Genomic DNA, 18,879 nt, shown 5'->3' with positions numbered 1-18,879 from the left:
TATACACAACTAGCCCAGATAAAAGCGGCATCTCCCGATTTTGAAAAACAAGGCTTTTTCAGCCGTAGTTTTTATGATTGGGAATATAGCGGATAGCTGGAAGAAGCTCCTAAAAAAAAGTATCTTAAATGCTTTCTTTCAAAATAGTATGAACCAATTCTTTGGTTGGTTTTTGATCTTTTAGTTTTACTCGAACCATATCAAAAGGCACTTTGAAATCACAGCCCAGTTTGTAATTGCTGCATCCATAAGCTGTATTTCCTTTGATAACGGTTCCTTTTTGGCATTTGGGACAAGCCAGCGTGTCAGCAGTTGTATTCTTTGCAGGAGCAGGAGCAGCCGTTTTTTTGGGTTCTAATTTTAAATTGAAGTTTTCATCAAATCGCAGTAATCCTTCTACAATTCCTGTATCCGTTTTAAAATCTTTCAAGTTTACAGTGGATCCTTTTTGTAGCAATCGCAGGTATTGATTCTCGGATATTTTTTTCTCCATAAAAGTAAAAGGCAATAAAAAAGTGCAACCCGCTTTATAATCGGTACAACCATAAGCCGACTTTCCTGCTATAATTGTACCTTTTTTACATTTAGGACAGGCTTCTGCCATGATTCCAGCCGCTTTCTTTTTTTCTACTTTAGCTACTTCTTTTTGAATATTACCCACATGCGAAATATTAGCACGTTTGGTTTCACTGCGTACTTCATAGACTAAGGCCTCGACCATGCGTTTCATATTATTGATGAAAGCACCAGCGGTAAAAGTTCCTTTTTCGATATCTTTCAATTGCTTTTCCCAAGATCCCGTCAGTTCCGCTGATTTTACTAATTCATTTTGAATCGTGTCTATCAATTGAATTCCTGTTGGGGTTGGCAATACTTGTTTTTTATTTCTTACAATGTACTGGCGTTTGAACAAGGTTTCAATAATATTGGCTCGTGTTGACGGTCGTCCGATGCCATTTTCCTTCATCAATTCCCGTAAATCTTCATCATCAACTTGTTTACCTGCAGTTTCCATAGCACGCAATAACGTAGCTTCCGTAAACTGATTGGGTGGTTTGGTTTCCTTTTCTAAAAAGGAAGGTTGATGAGGTCCTTTCTCACCCACAGTAAAACTGGGTAATAAATCGGCTTCTTTTTCTTTGGCATTTGGATCTTCAAAAACAACTCGAAATCCTTTTTTTAAGATTTCTTTTCCAGTAGTTTTGAACAGCACATCGGCTGCTTTCCCAATCACTGAGGTATTAGCTACCAAGCAATCATCATAAAATACAGCTATAAAACGCTTTGTAATAATATCATAAACTTGCTGCTGATTGTATTGCAAGTTCGATTGAATTCCCGTAGGAATAATCGCATGGTGATCGGTTACTTTTTTATCGTTGAAAACCTTAGATGATTTTTTAATCTTTTTTTCTAAAAGCGGTTGCGTTAATGCAGCATAATTAGTTAAATTTTGTAAAATACCGGCCACTTTTGGATAGACGTCGTTTGGTAAAAAAGTGGTGTCTACTCTGGGATAGGTGACTACTTTTTGTTCATACAAAGTTTGTACAATTTTAAGCGTTTCATCAGCTGTAAAACCAAATTTTGTATTGCAATACACTTGTAATCCAGTTAAATCAAATAACTTAGGTGCAAACTCATTTCCGTTCTTTTTTTCTACAGAAACAATTTCGAATTCACTTTCTTTGACTTTATTGGCCAAAATTTCTCCGTCTTCCTTTTTCAAAAAACGACCTTCTTCATAGCTAAAAAGTGTTTCTCTATATAAGGTTTGCAATTCCCAATAGGGTTGTGGTTTGAAATTTTCTATTTCCTTCCAGCGATCGACTACCATCGCTAATGTAGGTGTTTGTACGCGTCCTATAGACAATACTTGCTTGTAACCGCCATGTTTTACGGTGTACAAACGGGTGGCATTCATGCCCAGTAACCAATCACCTATGGCTCGCGAAAAACCAGCGTAGTATAAATTATCGTAGTTGGCGGATGGTTTTAAGTTCTCAAAACCTTCTTTAATAGCTTCGGTGGTTAGGGACGAAATCCACAAGCGTTGCACTTCGCCTTTATAGTTGGCTTCGTTCATCACCCAGCGCTGGATCAGTTCTCCTTCTTGTCCCGCATCCCCGCAGTTGATGACTAAAGTGGCCTTGTCAAATAATCCTTTTATAATTTTAAATTGCTTTTGGATTCCTGAATTAGAAACTACTTTAGTCTCAAATTTTTCAGGAAGCATGGGCAAGTTGTTCAAGTCCCAACTTTTCCAATAGGATTTGTAATCGTTAGGTTCTTTCAAGGTACATAAATGACCAAAAGTATAGGTTACCGCATAACCATTGCCTTCATAATAGCCATCATGCTTGGTATTGGCTCCTAAAACGGATGCGATTTCACGTGCTACACTTGGTTTTTCGGCAATACAGACCTTCATTTTCTTCTACTGATTTTGATGGCGCAAATTAGGAATTTAGAAATTGGTATTAAAAAAAAATCGTCGGGATTTATGAACGGGTAGTAAATTGAAAGGTTTTTTAGGAGCAGAATAAATAGGATTTATAAAAACGAATGGTCCTGCTGTCCGCTCTATTCCCGATAATAAAAACTACGGCTAAAAAAGCCTTGTTTTTCTAAATCGGAGATGCCGCTTCCATCAGGGCTATTAATTCCGTTTTATTTTCACAATAACCAAAGATCTAGGATTGTACTATCAGATCATTTATCTTCTCCACAAATGGATTTGTGTGAACCGTCGCAACTGGGCATTTTTTTAGATAAACCGCAAACACAATCATTGATTCCTTTACCGTCAAGAATGCGGGGAATGTATTTTTCTATTCTGGTTTCCCTAGTTTTGGATTGTTTCGCAGCTTCAAAAAACAAGTTATATGCCCGTTGTCGTCCTGGAGTTAAGGATTCAAAAGCTGCTTTTAAAGCTAGGTTTTTATCTAAAATAGCTTTCAGTTCATCTACTAACTCTAATTCTTTATTACTTTTGAAAGCTACTTTTAAACCCGCTTTTTCGACCTCAATCGCTTCATAAATGTAGTTTTTCAGGATAGGTTTTAGTTCCTCAATTTCAGATACATTAGTAAATTTAAAAAAACGGACTGCTTGGCTGTTTTCTCCCGGTTGTACTAACATTCCGTTGGTATCTTGTAGCAACGAACCTTTGAGGAAACTAAGCGCACAAAATGATTTAAAACTGGCTATTAAAACTACGTTGTTCCCTTGAAAACTATAACAAGGCGTGCGCCACTTGAACTCTTCGGTCAGACCACAATCGAGTAACAATTGTCGTAATTGCTCCATTTCGGGCTGCCATTTTTTAGCATTACTAATAAAGTCGTCGACTTTGAGATTCATTGTTGATGTAGTTTTAAATTTTGAAGTAGCTTTTAGTTTTATAAAAGTATAAAAAAACGTTTTGTAAATGCTACAAAGTGCTTTAAATAAATATTTTCACTTGTTTCAAAGTAGCCAAATAAAGAACGTTTGGTTCGATTTGCGGACAGTCCTAATATTAAACTGAAAATAGGCGTTAAATCACGCTATTTATTCGTAAATTAGTAGTAAATATTCACCAATTTATAAACTAAACTGTTTACTATTATGAAAAATCTAGGTCTATTTTTATTGCTATTATCATGCTTTGGACTCCAAAGCTGTAAAAAAGAGCAAAGTCAAAAAGATACTAAAGCTACTGAAGTACAGGCTGAAAATTCTGCCAACGTAGCTTGCTATAAAGCGTTGTATGAAAGTGATACTATCGAAATGAAAATGATTACTTCAAAAGACAATAAAATAACTGGGGATATGATAATGAGTCTTTATGCTAAGCCAAAAAAGATTGGAAAAATCACGGGATCATTCCATGGAGATACGCTATTAGTAGACTATTCTTTTTATCAGGGAGCGGACAAAGTAAAAATATTTAGTAACCCAATGGCATTTCTAAAAAGGGGAGATAGCCTAATTTTAGGAAATGGAAAAATAGAATACTATTTTGGAAAGTCTTATTTTGTTAAAGGGCAACCTATCGATTATGATAATGTAAAATATAAATTAACAAGTGTCGATTGCGTTGATAAATAATCTGCAAGCGAGGAATGAATTATTGTCTTTTCTAACTTAGCTAATACACTAAAACCAACGGTTTAAGAATACGAAATAAGTATTGCTTGAATCGTTGGTTTTTTATATTAAGACCTTTGCTATATTCTTGTCATTCCGAAGAATGAGGGATCTCATCCAGTTTATCCGCGTAGATAATTTATTGGATTTGCTTTTGATCGTGAGATTGCTTCGTTCCTCGCAATGACTTTGTTTGCGGAATTGTATTAATCTTTCTATAACAAATGCGCTAGCCCTGATAGTAGCGGCATCTCCCGATTTAGAAAAACTAGGCTTTTTTTAGCCTTAGTTTTTATTATCGGGAATACAGCGGATAGCAGGAAATAGCTCCTAAAAAAACTTGGAACTTTAAACATTACACTTTAAACAAAAATTTCGTATTTTTGCACTCCAAATAAAGGACTAAGATTATGTTAGATAGACTTCAAATAGTAAAACAACGTTTCGATGAGATATCGGATTTGATTATCCAGCCGGATGTTATTTCTGATCAGAAACGTTATGTGCAATTGAATCAAGAGTATAAAAGCTTGAAAGCATTGGCTGAAAAGAGAGACGAATACGTGCTACTTATGGCTAATATTGATGAAGCAAATGAAATAATTGCTGACGGTAGTGATGCAGATATGACCGAAATGGCCAAGATGCAACTGGACGAAGCAAAGGAAAGATTACCAGAACTAGAGGAAGAAATTAAATTTATGTTGATTCCTAAAGATCCTGAAGATGCGAAGAATGTGATGGTGGAGATTCGTGCCGGAACGGGTGGGGATGAAGCGAGTATTTTTGCAGGGGATTTATTCCGTATGTACACTAAATACTGTGAAGGCCGCGGATGGAGAACGTCAGTTGTGGATATGAATGAAGGAACTTCGGGTGGATTTAAAGAGGTAATCTTTGAAGTTACTGGTGAGGATGTTTATGGAACATTGAAGTTTGAAGCGGGTGTTCACCGTGTGCAACGTGTACCACAAACGGAAACGCAAGGACGTGTGCACACATCAGCAGCGACTGTTATGGTATTGCCAGAAGCAGAGGAATTTGATGTACAAATTGATATGAATGATGTACGTGTGGATTTCTTTTGTTCATCAGGACCTGGTGGACAATCAGTAAATACAACCAAATCGGCAGTGCGTTTGACGCATATTCCAACTGGATTAGTAGCACAATGTCAAGATCAAAAATCACAACACAAGAATAAGGATAAAGCCTTTGGCGTATTGCGTTCTCGTTTATACGAACAAGAATTAGCCAAAAAACAAGCGGAAGATGCTACTACACGTACATCTCAAGTTAGTTCAGGTGACCGTTCTGCTAAAATTCGTACTTACAATTACGCACAAGGCCGTGTAACGGACCATAGAGTTGGTTTAACCCTGTATGACCTAGGAAACATTATGAATGGTGATATTCAAAAAATTGTTGACGAACTAGCATTAGTGAACAATATGGAGAAATTGAAAGAAGCAAGCGAGGTTTTTTAAGAAAATAGCGTAAAAAAATATTGAATACATAAAAATGCCATACTACTAATTAGTGTGGCATTTTTTAGTTTTAGTTCTTGAATTTTTACTTGTTTTCTTTTAGTAGAAGGACTGATTTTTTTAAAACTTCATATTTGGCGATAGCCGAATCGATTTTGGCATCAAAATCATGATTGTCCTCTAATTTGTCAATTTCAGTATTTATTTCAGCTGTTTTATTTTCGAAAGACGTATTAATAGAATCCCAATTTGCTAGTATATCATCAGTATTTTTATGACTGATCGAATCTACAAAACGAACATAATTATTAGTAACTTGTTCTGCTTTTTTTTCTTCTTGGGTTTTGCAAGATACCAAACTAATTGCTATTAAAAAAAATCCTAATAGTGGTATTGAATTTTTCATTCTGGTATTATTATGGTTTTATTACATATATAAGTCTAAAATAGATATGTACTAAACCGTTTTTTAGCACCTTTATTTTGACTGCTTGAAAATCATTAAAAAGGACATTTTTCATACAATTGATCATCGTATTAAACATAGAATTAGTAGTGTAGCAAGCTATTGAATACTCTTATGTTTAGATTGAATGTGCTTTTTAAAATAGTACGGTTTTTTACTGTACATTTAATTCGCTTGCTATTATAAAAAGACTGATTTATTAATGTCTTTTATATTTTCTAATTTTGTTTTTTCTTGTTCTATAAGTACTATAGCGTTTTCTTTCAATTGTTGTGATTGATTTTTTAGGCTATTTATTTTTTCAGAAATTGTATCATTCAATATATTAGTTGAGTGTTTTACCATTTTTTTTAAATTGTTGGTGTTGTCAACTATTTTATTTTTAGCAATTTCTCTTTTTTCTTGGGTGAATAGAATTCCTAAATAAGATCCTAATACGAAACCTCCAAGTATTCCTATTGTTAAATTGTTGTTTTTCATTTGTTTTATCTAATTACCCTCTTATCACTCTTAGTAAAATTGCAATAACAGCTATTACTAATAATATGTGAATAATACTTCCTAAACTATAAACGAAGAATCCTAATGCCCATAGTATTACTAATACTACTGCTACAATGTATAATAAATTTTGCATGATGTTTTTTATATAATTAATAATTAAAGTGTATTAGCTGCTTGCATTAATTTGGTTATTCCCGTCATTAATAAAGCAACCCATATTCTTTTATAAATGTTCTAATTCAGCATCTTATTTAAAGATTTGTTTTATATATACAAAGATCGATAGTTGATAGCAAAAGTTTGTTACATCAATTTCGATTTTTATTACAGAATTTAAATGTGATTTTATATAATTTAAAACTTATTGCAGACTGATACATGCCAAAAAGAGATTTTTTTGTGCGTTTTATCAGGAGTTGAAGTATCTTTTATTGAGTTTAGAAGATAGTATATGGTTGACTCTTATGCCTCAGGGAGAAAAATAGTAAATGTAGCACCTTGATTCAATACTCCATTGGCAAATATAAATCCTTTGTGGTTTTCTACTATTTTTTTACAAATAGCCAAACCAATTCCTGTTCCGTTATATTCGTTTTTGTTGTGAAGTCTATTAAAGAGGATGAAAATCTTTTTAGCATATTCTTGCTCAAATCCGATTCCGTTGTCATCAATGGTGATTTTATAATAGTTCAGATTGTTGTTAGGTAATAATTCTTCGTTATTAGCACTGATTGTTGAACAATTAATTTGAATGATTGGACTGCTGTCTTCTTTGCTATATTTTAATGAGTTACCAATTAAATTAATAAACAACTGCTGCATTTGAAATGGAATTACTTTTAAATGAGGTAATTCAGTATTTTCAATACTTGCATTTTTATCTTCAATTATTTGAGCTAGTTCTTGTTTTGCATTTTCTAATAAGGAATTTAAATCAGCATCTTCAAAAGCTTTTTCAGTTTTATTAGTTCTAGAGAATTGCAATAAGTCTTCAATAAGAACACGCATTCGATTAGCAGAATATTGTATGCTGGTCACGTATTGTTGTCCTGCTTTAGATAAATTGTTATAATCTTTACTAACTAATCTTGAGAGAAAAGTTTCAATTTTTCGTAGTGGTTCTTGTAAATCGTGACTCGCAATGTAGTTGAATGCCGTTAGTTCTTTATTGTTACTTTCTAATTCTCTATTTCGATCTTCAATAAAGTTATTAGCATACACTTCCTCAGTAACATCACTTGTAGTTCCTATATGTGTTCTCTCGCCAGAAGCTACTGTTACAACTCGTCCTAAAGCTCTGAAATATCTTATTTCGCCATCTTTTCTGATAATTCTATAAGTAAATGCAGGTAAAGTTGTTTCAATAGGAATGTTGTTCGCGTTGTCAATTACGTGTTGTAAATCGTCTGGGTGAACAAATTTGTAAAATTCTTCGAGACTTGCCTTAAAAGATTGAGGTTCACATCCTAATAAGCGATATTCATTATCTGAGAAAGCAAAGGTTTCTGTATTTAAATTGAATTGCCAACTTCCAAAACCTCCCACAATCTCCGCAAGATTACTGGCTTCATTGGCAACTGAAAGTGTGTTAATTGTATTTTTAAGGGTCACTAAGTCCTGATTCATTTTAATAAATGCAATCGTAATTAAAACTAACGTCACTAAGAGGGTGAGATAAATAAGTAGCGGAGTATAACTCATAGTGGACTCATAATCCAATTGCCTGTTTTGTAAAAGTCTTTTTTGAACAATAATCATTTCTTCTATTTTATCTCGTATAGAATCCATTGTTTTTTTTCCAATTTCTAAATAACTTTTAAAAACTTCCTGATCATAATTTTCCTGCTCAACAAGATACAATGTTTTGGAAAGGTAGTTTTGTCTGGTATTAATGAGGAATATTAATTTTTTTAAATTTGCTTGTTGAGTCCTACTGTTGACAGTTAATAAGGTTACTTTCTTGAAAGAATTTTTGATTAAATGTTTAGATGCAATATAAGGTTCAAGAAAACTTTTCTCTTTAGTCAATATATAACCTCTTTCTCCAGTTTCGGCATCTTTTAGGTAAGAAATTAAACGCTCCAGTTCAATATTTACTTCATAACTATTACTTACCCAATTGGATGTTTTTTTTAGAACAGTAATGTGTTTAAAAGTAATAGCGCCAATAAAAAATATAATTGTTACTGAGATAATAAAAATTATTTTTAAAAATAGCGGCGATTTATGAAGCTGAATATATTTCATTTTACATTCTCATTAAGAAATTATCTTTATTTAAACCAGAGGTATGGTATTGCCAGTTTATGGTCACCACGTCAGAAAGTATTTTTTTTAAACTATCAAAATCACTTGGCTTTTTAATATAAATATTAGCACCATTTATAAAAGTCTCATCGATATGTTCCTCTGATGATGAGGTTGAATAGATGGCAACGACAATATCATTTAGGGTTTTATTTTTTTTTATTTCCAATAAACATTCGAGACCATTTTTTTTTGGCATGTTTAAGTCTAAAAATAAAATGTTAGGTAAAACAGCATCAAAATGGTTTAAGTAATTCATTAACTCTACACCATCTTTAAAAGTGCTCACTTTTGTATTTATTTTCAATTCGTCAAAAGCGTCTGTAAAAAACAACCTGTCGTCTTCGTCATCGTCTGCAAGGCAAATATTTATGTAATCAGTAGTCATAGAGTCTTGTTTTAGCTGTTATTTTTATCTAATTGTTCTTTTCGTTTGTTAATTAACTTTTGAAAAACGGAAGGAGTCATGCCTGTCATATTTTTGAATTGTGTGCTTAAATGCGCTACACTGGAATAGTTCAACTGAATGGAAATTTCAGTTATGTTCAATGAGGTGTTAAGCATTAATTGTTTTGCTAATTCTATTTTTTGAATTATAATAAAGTTTTCAATCGAAGTAAAAGTGACTTCTGAAAATAGATTAGACAAATAGGCGTAACTCATGTTTAATTTATCAGCAATGTATACGGAGCTTTTTATATTTAATTGCTCGTCATTGTGAACCATTTCAACGATGGTGTCTTTAATTTTTTGAACTAATATGCTTTTTTGATTTTCAACTATTTCTATACCATACTCATCGAAAATAGAAGTGATTTCTTTTATTTTTGCAGTAGGTACTTTTTCTAAAAAATTGAATTCACCAAACCCAATATAATTGTATTTATATCCTAATTCGGATAGTTTTTCTTGGACAATCTTTTTTGTTAACTGAGCATAGTCAAACTTCAAATGTACTTTCATAAGCATTTTTGTTAATTAGTAAAGATATAAAAATGTTAATACTAAATTTATTGAATACCCATTCGTACTATCATTTTTTTAAATTTTAGGCGTGAAATTATGAAATTTTCGACAATAAAATAATAGTTGTGTGTTGATTATTAGCGGATTATTTGTGAGATTTTTTTGGCCTATTAAAATAGACTCTAGTAGCAGTTTCTTATATTTTATGTTTTTTTTAACAGTTGTTTTACGCTTTTACAGTTCCATTTCATTTGTATGGTATTAAAAAAAGAACTTACAAATAGTCAATTTGTTGGGTAGTAAAGATTTCATTAAACTGAGAACTACGGATTTTAATTTTGTAAATTAAATGGAATTTTATCGTAGTATTCTAACCGATATTAACTCTATGTTTGTAATTTTGTCGCACAACTACAAGAAAAATGACTACACAAGAACTAATTGAACAAATCAAAATCAAGAAATCATTCCTCGCAGTAGGTCTGGACGTCGATTTAAATAAAATTCCAAAACATCTTTTAGATTTAGAAGATCCTATTTTTGAGTTTAACAAAGCTATTATTGATGCAACACATGATTTATGTGTTGCTTACAAACCCAATATTGCTTTTTTTGAAGCTTACGGTATAAAAGGATGGTTGGCTTTGCAAAAAACAATCCAATATATCAATGCCAATTATCCTGAAATTTTTACGATTGCCGATGCAAAACGAGGAGATATAGGAAATACGTCTTCGATGTATGCCAAAGCTTTTTTTGAAGATTTAAACTTTGATAGTGTAACTGTTGCTCCGTATATGGGGAAAGATTCGGTAGAGCCTTTCTTAGCTTTCGAAAACAAACATACTATCATGTTGGCGCTGACTTCTAATGAAGGTGCATTTGATTTTCAGACTTTACTTGTGAACGGACAAGAATTGTACAAGCAAGTACTTGAAACCTCTAAATCTTGGAAAAACAGCGAAAACTTAATGTATGTGGTTGGTGCTACCAAAGCAGAATATTTTACAGAGGTTCGAAAAATTGTTCCAGATAGTTTCTTGCTAGTTCCGGGAGTAGGAGCACAAGGTGGAAGCCTTTCTGAAGTATGCAAATACGGAATGAACGACAACATAGGGTTATTGATCAACTCTTCAAGAGCAATTATCTATGCCTCAAACGGAACTGATTTTACCGTCAAAGCAAGAGAAGAAGCCTTGAAAATGCAACAGGAGATGGAGGCTATTGTAAGTTTAAAGTTTCAGGTTTAAAGTTTCAAGTTGTCTCAGTTTGTGGGTAATTTAGTTTAAAGTTTCAGGTTTAAAGTTTAAAGTTTTGGATTGTCTATAAAGAGAGGTCTTGATTTTTCTTCATACCTACATGGTTTTAAAAAGTTTAACGTTTTTAATACTTAAAATTCGCTGATCGAATTATGAAATTCAAACCTCAAGTTAAAACCTACGAACTTTGTAACTTTGAGTCTCCGTAACTTTGCAACTTAAAAAAATCCTTTGTGTCCTTTGCGAACTTTGTGGTTAAACCTTTAAACAAAAAAACTTGAAACAAATTTCTTTCATCGATCAACTTGGGACTTCACACACCTTTATAACTTCGCCAAAACGAATTATTTCTCTTGTGCCTTCGCAAACTGAATTATTGTATGACTTGGGGCAAGAGGCTAAAATAATCGGGATAACGAAGTTTTGTGTACATCCTTATCATTTTAAATCCACCAAAACTAAAGTAGGAGGAACTAAGAAAGTGCATTATGAAAAAATCCGTCTATTAGAACCAGATATTATCATTTGCAACAAAGAGGAGAACACCCAAGAAATTGTTGAAAGATTAAGCGAAATATGCCCTGTTTGGGTTACAAATATCATTACAATTGAAGATAATTTCCAAATGATATCTGATTTTGGTCGACTGTTTAATTGTAGAACCGAGGCTCAAAAATGGAACGACAAATTGGCTTTTGCCTTGAGCGATTTTAAAAATTTCATAAAGGACATTCCAGTGAAGAAAGCGGCCTATTTTATTTGGAAAAATCCTTATATGGTGGCGGGTTCGGATAATTTTATAAACGAATTATTAAAACTCAACCACTTCAAGAACATATATGACACTAAAGGACGTTATCCCGAAGTTGCCATAGAAGAAATTGTTCAAGATGGTGATCCCGATTTTATTTTTCTGTCTTCTGAACCTTATCCGTTTAAAAAAGAAGATGGATATGAAATAAGCAACTATACGGATAAAGCGCAAACCGTCTTGGTAGATGGAGAAATGTTTTCGTGGTACGGTAGCCGCTTGCTAAAAGCCTTTGATTATTTCAAAATGTTACATCAAAAACTATGATTCACATTCTTCAAGAACTAATTCTTCTTTTGGGATTTCAGTTTTGATAGTAGCGTCCACTTTAAAGTTTGTGTCTGCTAATTTTTTATATTCTTCTTGGAGTTTCTCAATTTCATTCTTCTCTTTCAGTAAGCCAATCATAATCGTAATTTTTTGCAAATTTAGTTTTTTTGATTCTTATAAAATACTTAAAAATTAGTTAAGATTGAGATTTAGAATTAATGTACTATTTTTGCCAAAAAACGGTGATTTGTTATACAATTTATGAAAATAAAAATGTTGCTAGCTTGATCGAAAGTCAACAGGCAAAGCAATGGGTGACTTTTGTACACGGTGCAGGTGGAAGTTCTTCTATTTGGTTCAAGCAAATTAGAGATTTTCAAAAGCATTATAATGTATTGTTATTGGATTTGCGAGGTCATGGAGCATCTAAAACTACTTTAAAAACGGCTTTTAAGCAAAAATATACTTTTTCGGCTTTGGCCAATGATATTTTGGAAGTGCTGGATCATCTTAAAATTGAAAAATCGCATTTTATCGGTATTTCAATGGGAACTATCTTAATTAGACAATTGGCCGAAATGTATCCCCAACGCGTACAAAGTATGATTCTTGGTGGCGCCATATTGAAAATGAATTTTCGTTCACAGATTTTAATGAAATTGGGTAACGCTTTCAAGTATGTTTTACCTTATTTGGTTTTATATCGGTTTTTCGCCTTTGTGATTATGCCTAAAAAAAGCCACAAACAATCTCGACTGCTTTTTATAAATGAAGCCAAAAAATTATACCAAAAAGAATTTATAAAATGGTTTAAACTCACTGCCGAAATTAATCCCGTTCTAAAATGGTTTCGTCAAGTAGAGTTAAATATTCCTACACTATATGTTATGGGAGAGGAAGATTATATGTTTTTACCATCTGTTCGCAAAGTGGTTGAAAGTCATTATAAATCCTCGAGTCTATTAGTAATAGAAAATTGCGGTCATGTGGTAAATGTAGAGCAGCCTACTATTTTCAATAAAGAGGTTCTTTCTTTTATGAATAGAACTAAATAAAAAATGCCGGCATCCTAAGATGCCGGCAATTCTTTAACTAACCAAAACCAAATAATAAATAACCAGTTTATTACTCTGCAAAGATCATATATAAGGAAGCGTAAAGCTGTTAATATTGTGTTATTAGTTTGTTGTGTATAAGTTAAGATTTTTAGTTTTTACGCTTTATGTCTGTATATCAATGCGTTATTAAATTCTTTTTATCTTAGGAATGTATTTCTATAAAAATAGCCCACATTAAGTGAGCTATTTTCATGATAAAAAAAAATCATTTTAAAGAAAAATGACTGTTTTATTACTGTAGGTCATTACTTTTCTTTCGGCATGTAGTTTTATGGCTCTTGCCAAAACAATTCGTTCTAAATCTCGACCTTTCATTATAAAGTCATCTACTGAATTAATATGGGATACCCGAGAGATGTCTTGTTCAATAATGGGTCCTTCGTCTAGTTCTTCAGTAACATAATGACTTGTTGCTCCAATAATCTTTACACCTCGTTTAAATGCCGAATGGTACGGTTTTGCACCTGGAAAAGCGGGCAAAAAGGAATGGTGAATGTTGATGATTTTATTTTCGTAAAGCGATATCAGTTTCGGCGTGATGATTTGCATGTATCTTGCCAAAACAATAAAATTCACTTCAAATTCTTTCAATAATTCAATCTGTTTTTTCTCTCCTTCTTCTTTATTGTCTTTTGTAAAAGGAACATGATAAAACGGAATATTAAATTGATCCGCAATAGGTTTCAAGTCCATGTGATTGCTAATAATCAAAGGAATTTCAACGTTTAATTCTCCAGCACTATAGCGACCTAAAATATCATATAAACAATGGTTGTATTTAGAAACAAACAAAGCCATTTTTGGTTTTAAATCTTTATTATAAAAATCCCAAGCCATATTGAAATCATGGGCAATGGTTTTTTCAAAATCTTCTTTTATAGCCGCTAAACTAATTTCAGGATTGGTCAATTGGCTCTCTAAACGCATGAAAAAAACATTTTGTTCTACATCAACATGTTGATCGATATAGGTAATGTTTCCTTCTACTTTTAGTATAAAATTAGTTACTGCGGCAATAATTCCTTTTTGGTCTTTGCAATGAATGAGTAAGGTAATCTTTTGCATTTTGGATAATTATTTTTGAGAATAGGTATTAATTATTTTTTGTCTTGCATAGCAAAAACAGATTGTAATAAAGGAGAAGTTCTTGCAGTGATATTCGTTCTTATGTTTAATTCTTCAACGGCAATCATTTTAAAAACACCATCCATCGCTTGATTCGTAACATAGTCCGTTAAGTCAGGGTTTACTTTGTTAACCAGTGGAATACTGTTGTATTTAGTGATGATGTTAGACCACACTTTATCAGCTCCAACTTTGCTAAATGAATTCTTGATTACAGGATTAAATTTGCCGTACAACGCAGTCGAAGTACTACTTTGTAAATAAGCAGTTGCAGCAGTATTATTGCCTAATAAAATAGTTTTAGCATCCGTAAAAGTCATGTTTTTTACGGCATCTACAAATATAGGAGTTGCTTCTTTTACAGCATCTTCGGCAGCACGATTCAGTACTTTTAAACCTTCATCTGCCAGCGAGCTAAGACCTACGCTTCTTAAAGCCGAATCAACTTTTCGCAATTCTTGTGGCAATAAGATCTTTACAGCTTCATTTTTCAAAAACCCATCAGTCGCTGTTAGCTTTGTAACTTGTTTAGAAATTCCATTGTTTAAAGCTTCTCGCAAACCACCTGCAATATTAACACTTCCCACAGTTCCAAGGGTCGGATATTGATTGGCAATTTGTTGTAATTCAGCACAACTAGAAAGAGAAAACAAGGCTATAATTGCTATTAATTTTTTCATAATTTTATTTTATTTAGACCAAAAATACTATTTAATTCAAATAGAGTTGCATAATTTTTTATAGAAGCATAAACTTTATGTTATATTTAGGAACAATTGTCCCGCTGTCCGTTGTATCCACGCCCAAAAGCGTGGGATGCCACTTCCATCGGGGCTAATTTAGAAGATTATTGCTTTTTTATTAACATCTCAAAGGAACATAGAACAATCATTAAAAATTTTTGTAAATTGCACCCTTAAAATTATCATATTCTCAAAATGAATCCACAAACACCGTATATTCCTAAGAATAAAGTAAGAATTGTCACTGCAGCCTCATTATTTGATGGTCATGATGCAGCTATAAATATCATGAGAAGAATTATTCAGTCTACAGGAGTAGAGGTAATTCATTTAGGGCATGATCGTAGTGTTGAAGAAGTGGTGAATACCGCTATTCAAGAAGATGCTAATGCAATTGCTTTGACTTCCTATCAAGGAGGCCATAATGAGTATTTTAAATACATGTATGATTTGCTAAAAGAAAAAGGAGCAGGACATATTAAAATTTTCGGAGGAGGAGGAGGAGTAATTTTACCTTCTGAAATTGCGGAATTACAAGCTTACGGAATCACCCGAATTTATGCGCCAGATGATGGGCGTTCGATGGGATTACAAGGAATGATTAATGATTTAGTTCAACAATCAGACTTTCCTACTGGAGACAAATTAACGGATGAAGTAGCGCAATTGGCTTCCAAAAATCCAACAGCTATTGCTAGAATAATTTCGGCGGCAGAGAATTTTCCTGAAATTGCGAAACCAGCATTGGATGCCATTCATGAAATAAATAAAAACTGCAAAACACCCGTTCTAGGAATTACTGGTACTGGTGGAGCTGGAAAATCATCATTAGTAGATGAATTAGTTCGTCGTTTTCTAGTCGATTTTCCAGAGAAAACCATTGGTTTAATTTCGGTTGATCCATCAAAACGTAAAACAGGAGGAGCGCTTCTTGGAGATCGAATTCGTATGAATGCGATTAATAGTCCTAGAGTGTATATGCGTTCTCTAGCAACACGTCAATCCAATCTAGCCTTATCAAAATATGTTGCTGATGCGATTCAAGTAATCAAAGCGGCAAAATACGATATCATCATTTTGGAAACTTCAGGAATTGGTCAATCGGATACCGAGATTATGGACCATTCTGATGTTTCGTTATACGTAATGACACCAGAATTTGGTGCTGCAACACAATTAGAAAAAATCGACATGCTTGATTTTGCTGATTTAGTAGCATTGAATAAATTTGATAAACGTGGCGCATTAGATGCTATTCGTGATGTAAAAAAACAATACCAACGCAATCATAATCTATGGGATGCAAATCCAGATGATATGCCTGTTTTTGGAACTATTGCTTCACAGTTCAATGATCCGGGAATGAATACGCTTTACAAATCCATTATGGATAAAATTGTAGAGAAAACGGATTCCGACTTGAAATCAACCTTTGAAGTAACGCGTGAAATGAGTGAGAAGATCTTCGTAATTCCACCTCACAGAACCCGTTATTTGTCTGAAATTGCAGAAAGCAACAGAAAATATGATGAAACCGCTTTGAGCCAACAAAAAGTAGCTCAAAAATTGTATGGTATTTTCAAAACTATAGAATCGGTTTCTGGAAATGTTCCAGTGATTACTAAAACTGGACTTGACGATACTTCGGTTTATCCAAGTGCAATCAAAGAGCACGATGAAAATAATATCTTTCTTAACCTTTTATTGAATCAATTTGATAAAGTAAAAATGGATTTAGATCCTTACAATTGGGAAGTAATCTTGACTTGGGATGAAAAAGTAAACAAATATAAAAACCCGATCTACTCGTTTAAAGTTAGAGATAAGGTTATTGAAATAAAAACACATTCGGAATCGTTATCGCACTCCCAAATTCCAAAAATTGCCTTGCCTAAGTACGAAGCTTGGGGAGATATATTGAGATGGTGTTTACAAGAAAATGTACCAGGAGAATTCCCTTTTACCTCCGGATTGTATCCTTTTAAAAGAGAAGGAGAAGATCCATCACGTATGTTTGCAGGTGAAGGTGGACCGGAAAGAACTAACAAGCGTTTTCATTATGTAAGTGCAGGTTTACCGGCTAAGCGTTTATCAACTGCTTTTGACAGTGTGACTTTGTACGGTAATGATCCGCATTTGCGTCCTGATATTTACGGAAAAATTGGTAATGCTGGAGTTTCTATTTGTTGTTTAGATGATGCTAAAAAATTGTATTCAGGTTTTGATTTGGTACATGCTATGACTTCGGTAAGTATGACAATCAATGGACCAGCGCCTATGCTGCTTGGTTTCTTTATGAATGCTGCTATTGATCAACAATGTGAGTTGTACATCAAAGCTAATGATTTAGAAAAAGAAGTAGAAGCTAAAATTAGCAAAATATATAAAGAAAAAGGAGTTAATCGCCCTGTTTACAATGGTGATTTACCCGAAGGGAATAATGGTTTAGGTTTGTTCCTTTTAGGAATAACAGGAGATCAAGTATTGCCTTTAGACGTATATAATGAAATTAAAGTTAGAACACTTTCACAAGTTCGTGGAACGGTTCAGGCTGATATTTTAAAAGAAGATCAAGCGCAGAATACGTGTATTTTCTCTACCGAATTTGCTTTGCGTTTAATGGGAGACGTTCAAGAATATTTTATTACTAACAATGTTCGTAATTTTTATTCGGTTTCAATATCGGGATACCATATTGCTGAGGCGGGTGCAAACCCAATAACACAATTGGCATTTACACTTTCAAATGGATTTACGTATGTAGAATACTATTTGAGTCGTGGAATGAGTATCAATGATTTTGGACCTAACTTATCGTTCTTCTTTTCGAACGGAGTAGATCCTGAATATGCAGTTATTGGTCGTGTGGCACGTAAAATTTGGGCGAAAGCCATGAAAGTTAAATACGGAGCTAACGAAAGAGCGCAAATGTTGAAATACCATATTCAAACGTCTGGACGTTCTTTACATGCGCAAGAGATAGATTTCAATGATATCCGTACCACATTACAAGCATTATATGCTATTTATGACAACTGTAATTCTTTGCATACTAATGCGTATGATGAAGCGATTACAACACCTACAGAAGAATCAGTACGTCGTGCCATGGCAATCCAATTGATTATTAATAAAGAGTTAGGTCTAGCCAAAAATGAAAATCCAATTCAAGGTTCGTTTATCATTGAAGAATTAACGGATCTTGTTGAAGCAGCTGTTCTGCAAGAATTTGATAGAATAACTGAAAGAGGAGGAGTTCTTGGTGCTATGGAAACCATGTACCAACGTTCTAAAATTCAAGAAGAAAGTTTGTATTATGAAACGTTGAAACATACTGGGGAATTCCCAATCATAGGAGTAAATACGTTTTTAAGTTCCAAAGGGTCGCCAACAGTGATTCCTGCTGAAGTGATTCGTGCAACAGAAGAAGAGAAGCGATTCCAGATTCAAACATTGGAAAACTTACATAAAGCCAATGCAATGCAAGTAAAAGAACAATTGGACCGCATACAAGACGCAGCAATTGAAAATGAAAACTTATTTGATCACTTAATGGAAGCAACTAAAGTGTGTACATTAGGACAAATAACTGCCGCTTTATTTGAAGTGGGTGGACAATATAGAAGAAATATGTAAGCAGAGAACCCCTTTTGCATTCCATAAAAGAGATGAATCGCAGTTCTGCCTTTTTT

At 33.4% G+C, this 18,879-nt stretch carries 17 protein-coding genes; 6 read left to right on the top strand and 11 right to left on the bottom strand.

Annotation, left to right across the window (positions count from 1 at the left end; translation table 11 throughout):
• Nucleotides 1–124: 124 nt before the first annotated feature.
• Together AB3G34_RS10145 and AB3G34_RS10140 are read right to left on the bottom strand one after the other, a co-directional pair.
• Nucleotides 125–2,431: a DNA topoisomerase 3 gene (locus tag AB3G34_RS10145; protein ID WP_369752368.1), complete on the bottom strand. Its 2,307-nt coding sequence runs from the start codon at nucleotides 2,429–2,431 to the stop codon at nucleotides 125–127.
• A gap of 281 nt (nucleotides 2,432–2,712) precedes the next feature.
• A complete protein-coding gene (locus tag AB3G34_RS10140) occupies nucleotides 2,713–3,363 on the bottom strand; it encodes a DUF1801 domain-containing protein (protein WP_369752367.1) in 651 nt (216 codons plus the stop codon).
• Between the two features lie 246 nt (nucleotides 3,364–3,609).
• Here AB3G34_RS10140 and AB3G34_RS10135 point away from each other — a divergent pair, with 246 nt between their 5' ends.
• Both AB3G34_RS10135 and prfA read left to right on the top strand, forming a co-directional pair.
• The gene (locus tag AB3G34_RS10135; protein ID WP_367771470.1) at nucleotides 3,610–4,092 is read left to right on the top strand and encodes a hypothetical protein; all 483 of its coding nucleotides are present in this window, start codon (nucleotides 3,610–3,612) and stop codon (nucleotides 4,090–4,092) included.
• A gap of 449 nt (nucleotides 4,093–4,541) precedes the next feature.
• Complete coding sequence (gene prfA / locus AB3G34_RS10130) at nucleotides 4,542–5,618, top strand: peptide chain release factor 1 (protein ID WP_367771467.1); 1,077 nt, start codon at nucleotides 4,542–4,544, stop codon at nucleotides 5,616–5,618.
• A gap of 85 nt (nucleotides 5,619–5,703) precedes the next feature.
• Here the strand turns inward: prfA and AB3G34_RS10125 are convergent, their stop codons facing one another.
• From AB3G34_RS10125 to AB3G34_RS10100, 6 genes are all read right to left on the bottom strand, one after another.
• Nucleotides 5,704–6,024 carry a hypothetical protein gene (locus tag AB3G34_RS10125; protein ID WP_369752366.1) on the bottom strand — a complete coding sequence of 107 codons (321 nt, stop codon included), beginning with the start codon at nucleotides 6,022–6,024 and terminating at the stop codon, nucleotides 5,704–5,706.
• Between the two features lie 240 nt (nucleotides 6,025–6,264).
• Nucleotides 6,265–6,564, bottom strand: coding sequence for a hypothetical protein (locus AB3G34_RS10120; RefSeq protein ID WP_367771462.1), 300 nt, complete (start codon nucleotides 6,562–6,564; stop codon nucleotides 6,265–6,267).
• 13 nt (nucleotides 6,565–6,577) lie between these two features.
• Nucleotides 6,578–6,721, bottom strand: a complete 144-nt coding sequence (locus tag AB3G34_RS10115; RefSeq protein WP_367754595.1) for a lmo0937 family membrane protein — start codon at nucleotides 6,719–6,721, stop codon at nucleotides 6,578–6,580.
• 329 nt (nucleotides 6,722–7,050) lie between these two features.
• Nucleotides 7,051–8,835 carry a CHASE3 domain-containing protein gene (locus AB3G34_RS10110; protein WP_369752365.1) on the bottom strand — a complete coding sequence of 595 codons (1,785 nt, stop codon included), beginning with the start codon at nucleotides 8,833–8,835 and terminating at the stop codon, nucleotides 7,051–7,053.
• Nucleotide 8,836: 1 nt separating this feature from the next.
• On the bottom strand, nucleotides 8,837–9,283 hold the full coding sequence (locus AB3G34_RS10105) for a response regulator (protein ID WP_367754591.1): 447 nt from the start codon (nucleotides 9,281–9,283) through the stop codon (nucleotides 8,837–8,839).
• 11 nt (nucleotides 9,284–9,294) lie between these two features.
• Nucleotides 9,295–9,858 carry a helix-turn-helix domain-containing protein gene (locus AB3G34_RS10100; protein WP_367754589.1) on the bottom strand — a complete coding sequence of 188 codons (564 nt, stop codon included), beginning with the start codon at nucleotides 9,856–9,858 and terminating at the stop codon, nucleotides 9,295–9,297.
• A 425-nt stretch (nucleotides 9,859–10,283) separates the two neighbouring features.
• Here AB3G34_RS10100 and pyrF point away from each other — a divergent pair, with 425 nt between their 5' ends.
• Both pyrF and AB3G34_RS10090 read left to right on the top strand, forming a co-directional pair.
• A complete protein-coding gene (gene pyrF / locus AB3G34_RS10095; protein ID WP_369752364.1) occupies nucleotides 10,284–11,111 on the top strand; it encodes an orotidine-5'-phosphate decarboxylase in 828 nt (275 codons plus the stop codon).
• A gap of 286 nt (nucleotides 11,112–11,397) precedes the next feature.
• Entirely contained in the window at nucleotides 11,398–12,198 is an 801-nt protein-coding gene (locus tag AB3G34_RS10090) for an ABC transporter substrate-binding protein (protein ID WP_369752363.1), read from the top strand.
• Here AB3G34_RS10090 and AB3G34_RS10085 read toward each other — a convergent pair.
• Nucleotides 12,193–12,339, bottom strand: coding sequence for a hypothetical protein (locus AB3G34_RS10085; RefSeq protein WP_367771450.1), 147 nt, complete (start codon nucleotides 12,337–12,339; stop codon nucleotides 12,193–12,195). The two genes, AB3G34_RS10090 and AB3G34_RS10085, sit on opposite strands and share 6 nt — an antisense overlap.
• Nucleotides 12,340–12,443: 104 nt before the next feature.
• Here AB3G34_RS10085 and AB3G34_RS10080 point away from each other — a divergent pair, with 104 nt between their 5' ends.
• A complete protein-coding gene (locus tag AB3G34_RS10080; RefSeq protein WP_369754092.1) occupies nucleotides 12,444–13,256 on the top strand; it encodes an alpha/beta fold hydrolase in 813 nt (270 codons plus the stop codon).
• A 273-nt stretch (nucleotides 13,257–13,529) separates the two neighbouring features.
• Here the strand turns inward: AB3G34_RS10080 and purU are convergent, their stop codons facing one another.
• Both purU and AB3G34_RS10070 read right to left on the bottom strand, forming a co-directional pair.
• Complete coding sequence (purU, locus tag AB3G34_RS10075; RefSeq protein ID WP_367754580.1) at nucleotides 13,530–14,384, bottom strand: formyltetrahydrofolate deformylase; 855 nt, start codon at nucleotides 14,382–14,384, stop codon at nucleotides 13,530–13,532.
• 32 nt (nucleotides 14,385–14,416) lie between these two features.
• A complete protein-coding gene (locus tag AB3G34_RS10070) occupies nucleotides 14,417–15,124 on the bottom strand; it encodes a DUF4197 domain-containing protein (RefSeq protein ID WP_367771445.1) in 708 nt (235 codons plus the stop codon).
• Nucleotides 15,125–15,382: 258 nt separating this feature from the next.
• Here AB3G34_RS10070 and AB3G34_RS10065 point away from each other — a divergent pair, with 258 nt between their 5' ends.
• Nucleotides 15,383–18,823 (top strand): methylmalonyl-CoA mutase family protein, encoded by a 3,441-nt coding sequence (locus AB3G34_RS10065; RefSeq protein WP_369752362.1) that lies wholly within the window; start codon nucleotides 15,383–15,385, stop codon nucleotides 18,821–18,823.
• Nucleotides 18,824–18,879 lie beyond the last annotated feature (56 nt).

This window comes from Flavobacterium sp. WC2409, from assembly GCF_041200085.1.
Taxonomy (GTDB): domain Bacteria; phylum Bacteroidota; class Bacteroidia; order Flavobacteriales; family Flavobacteriaceae; genus Flavobacterium.
Note: the sequence above shows the minus strand (reverse complement) of the source record. Positions and strands in the feature narration are given on the sequence as shown.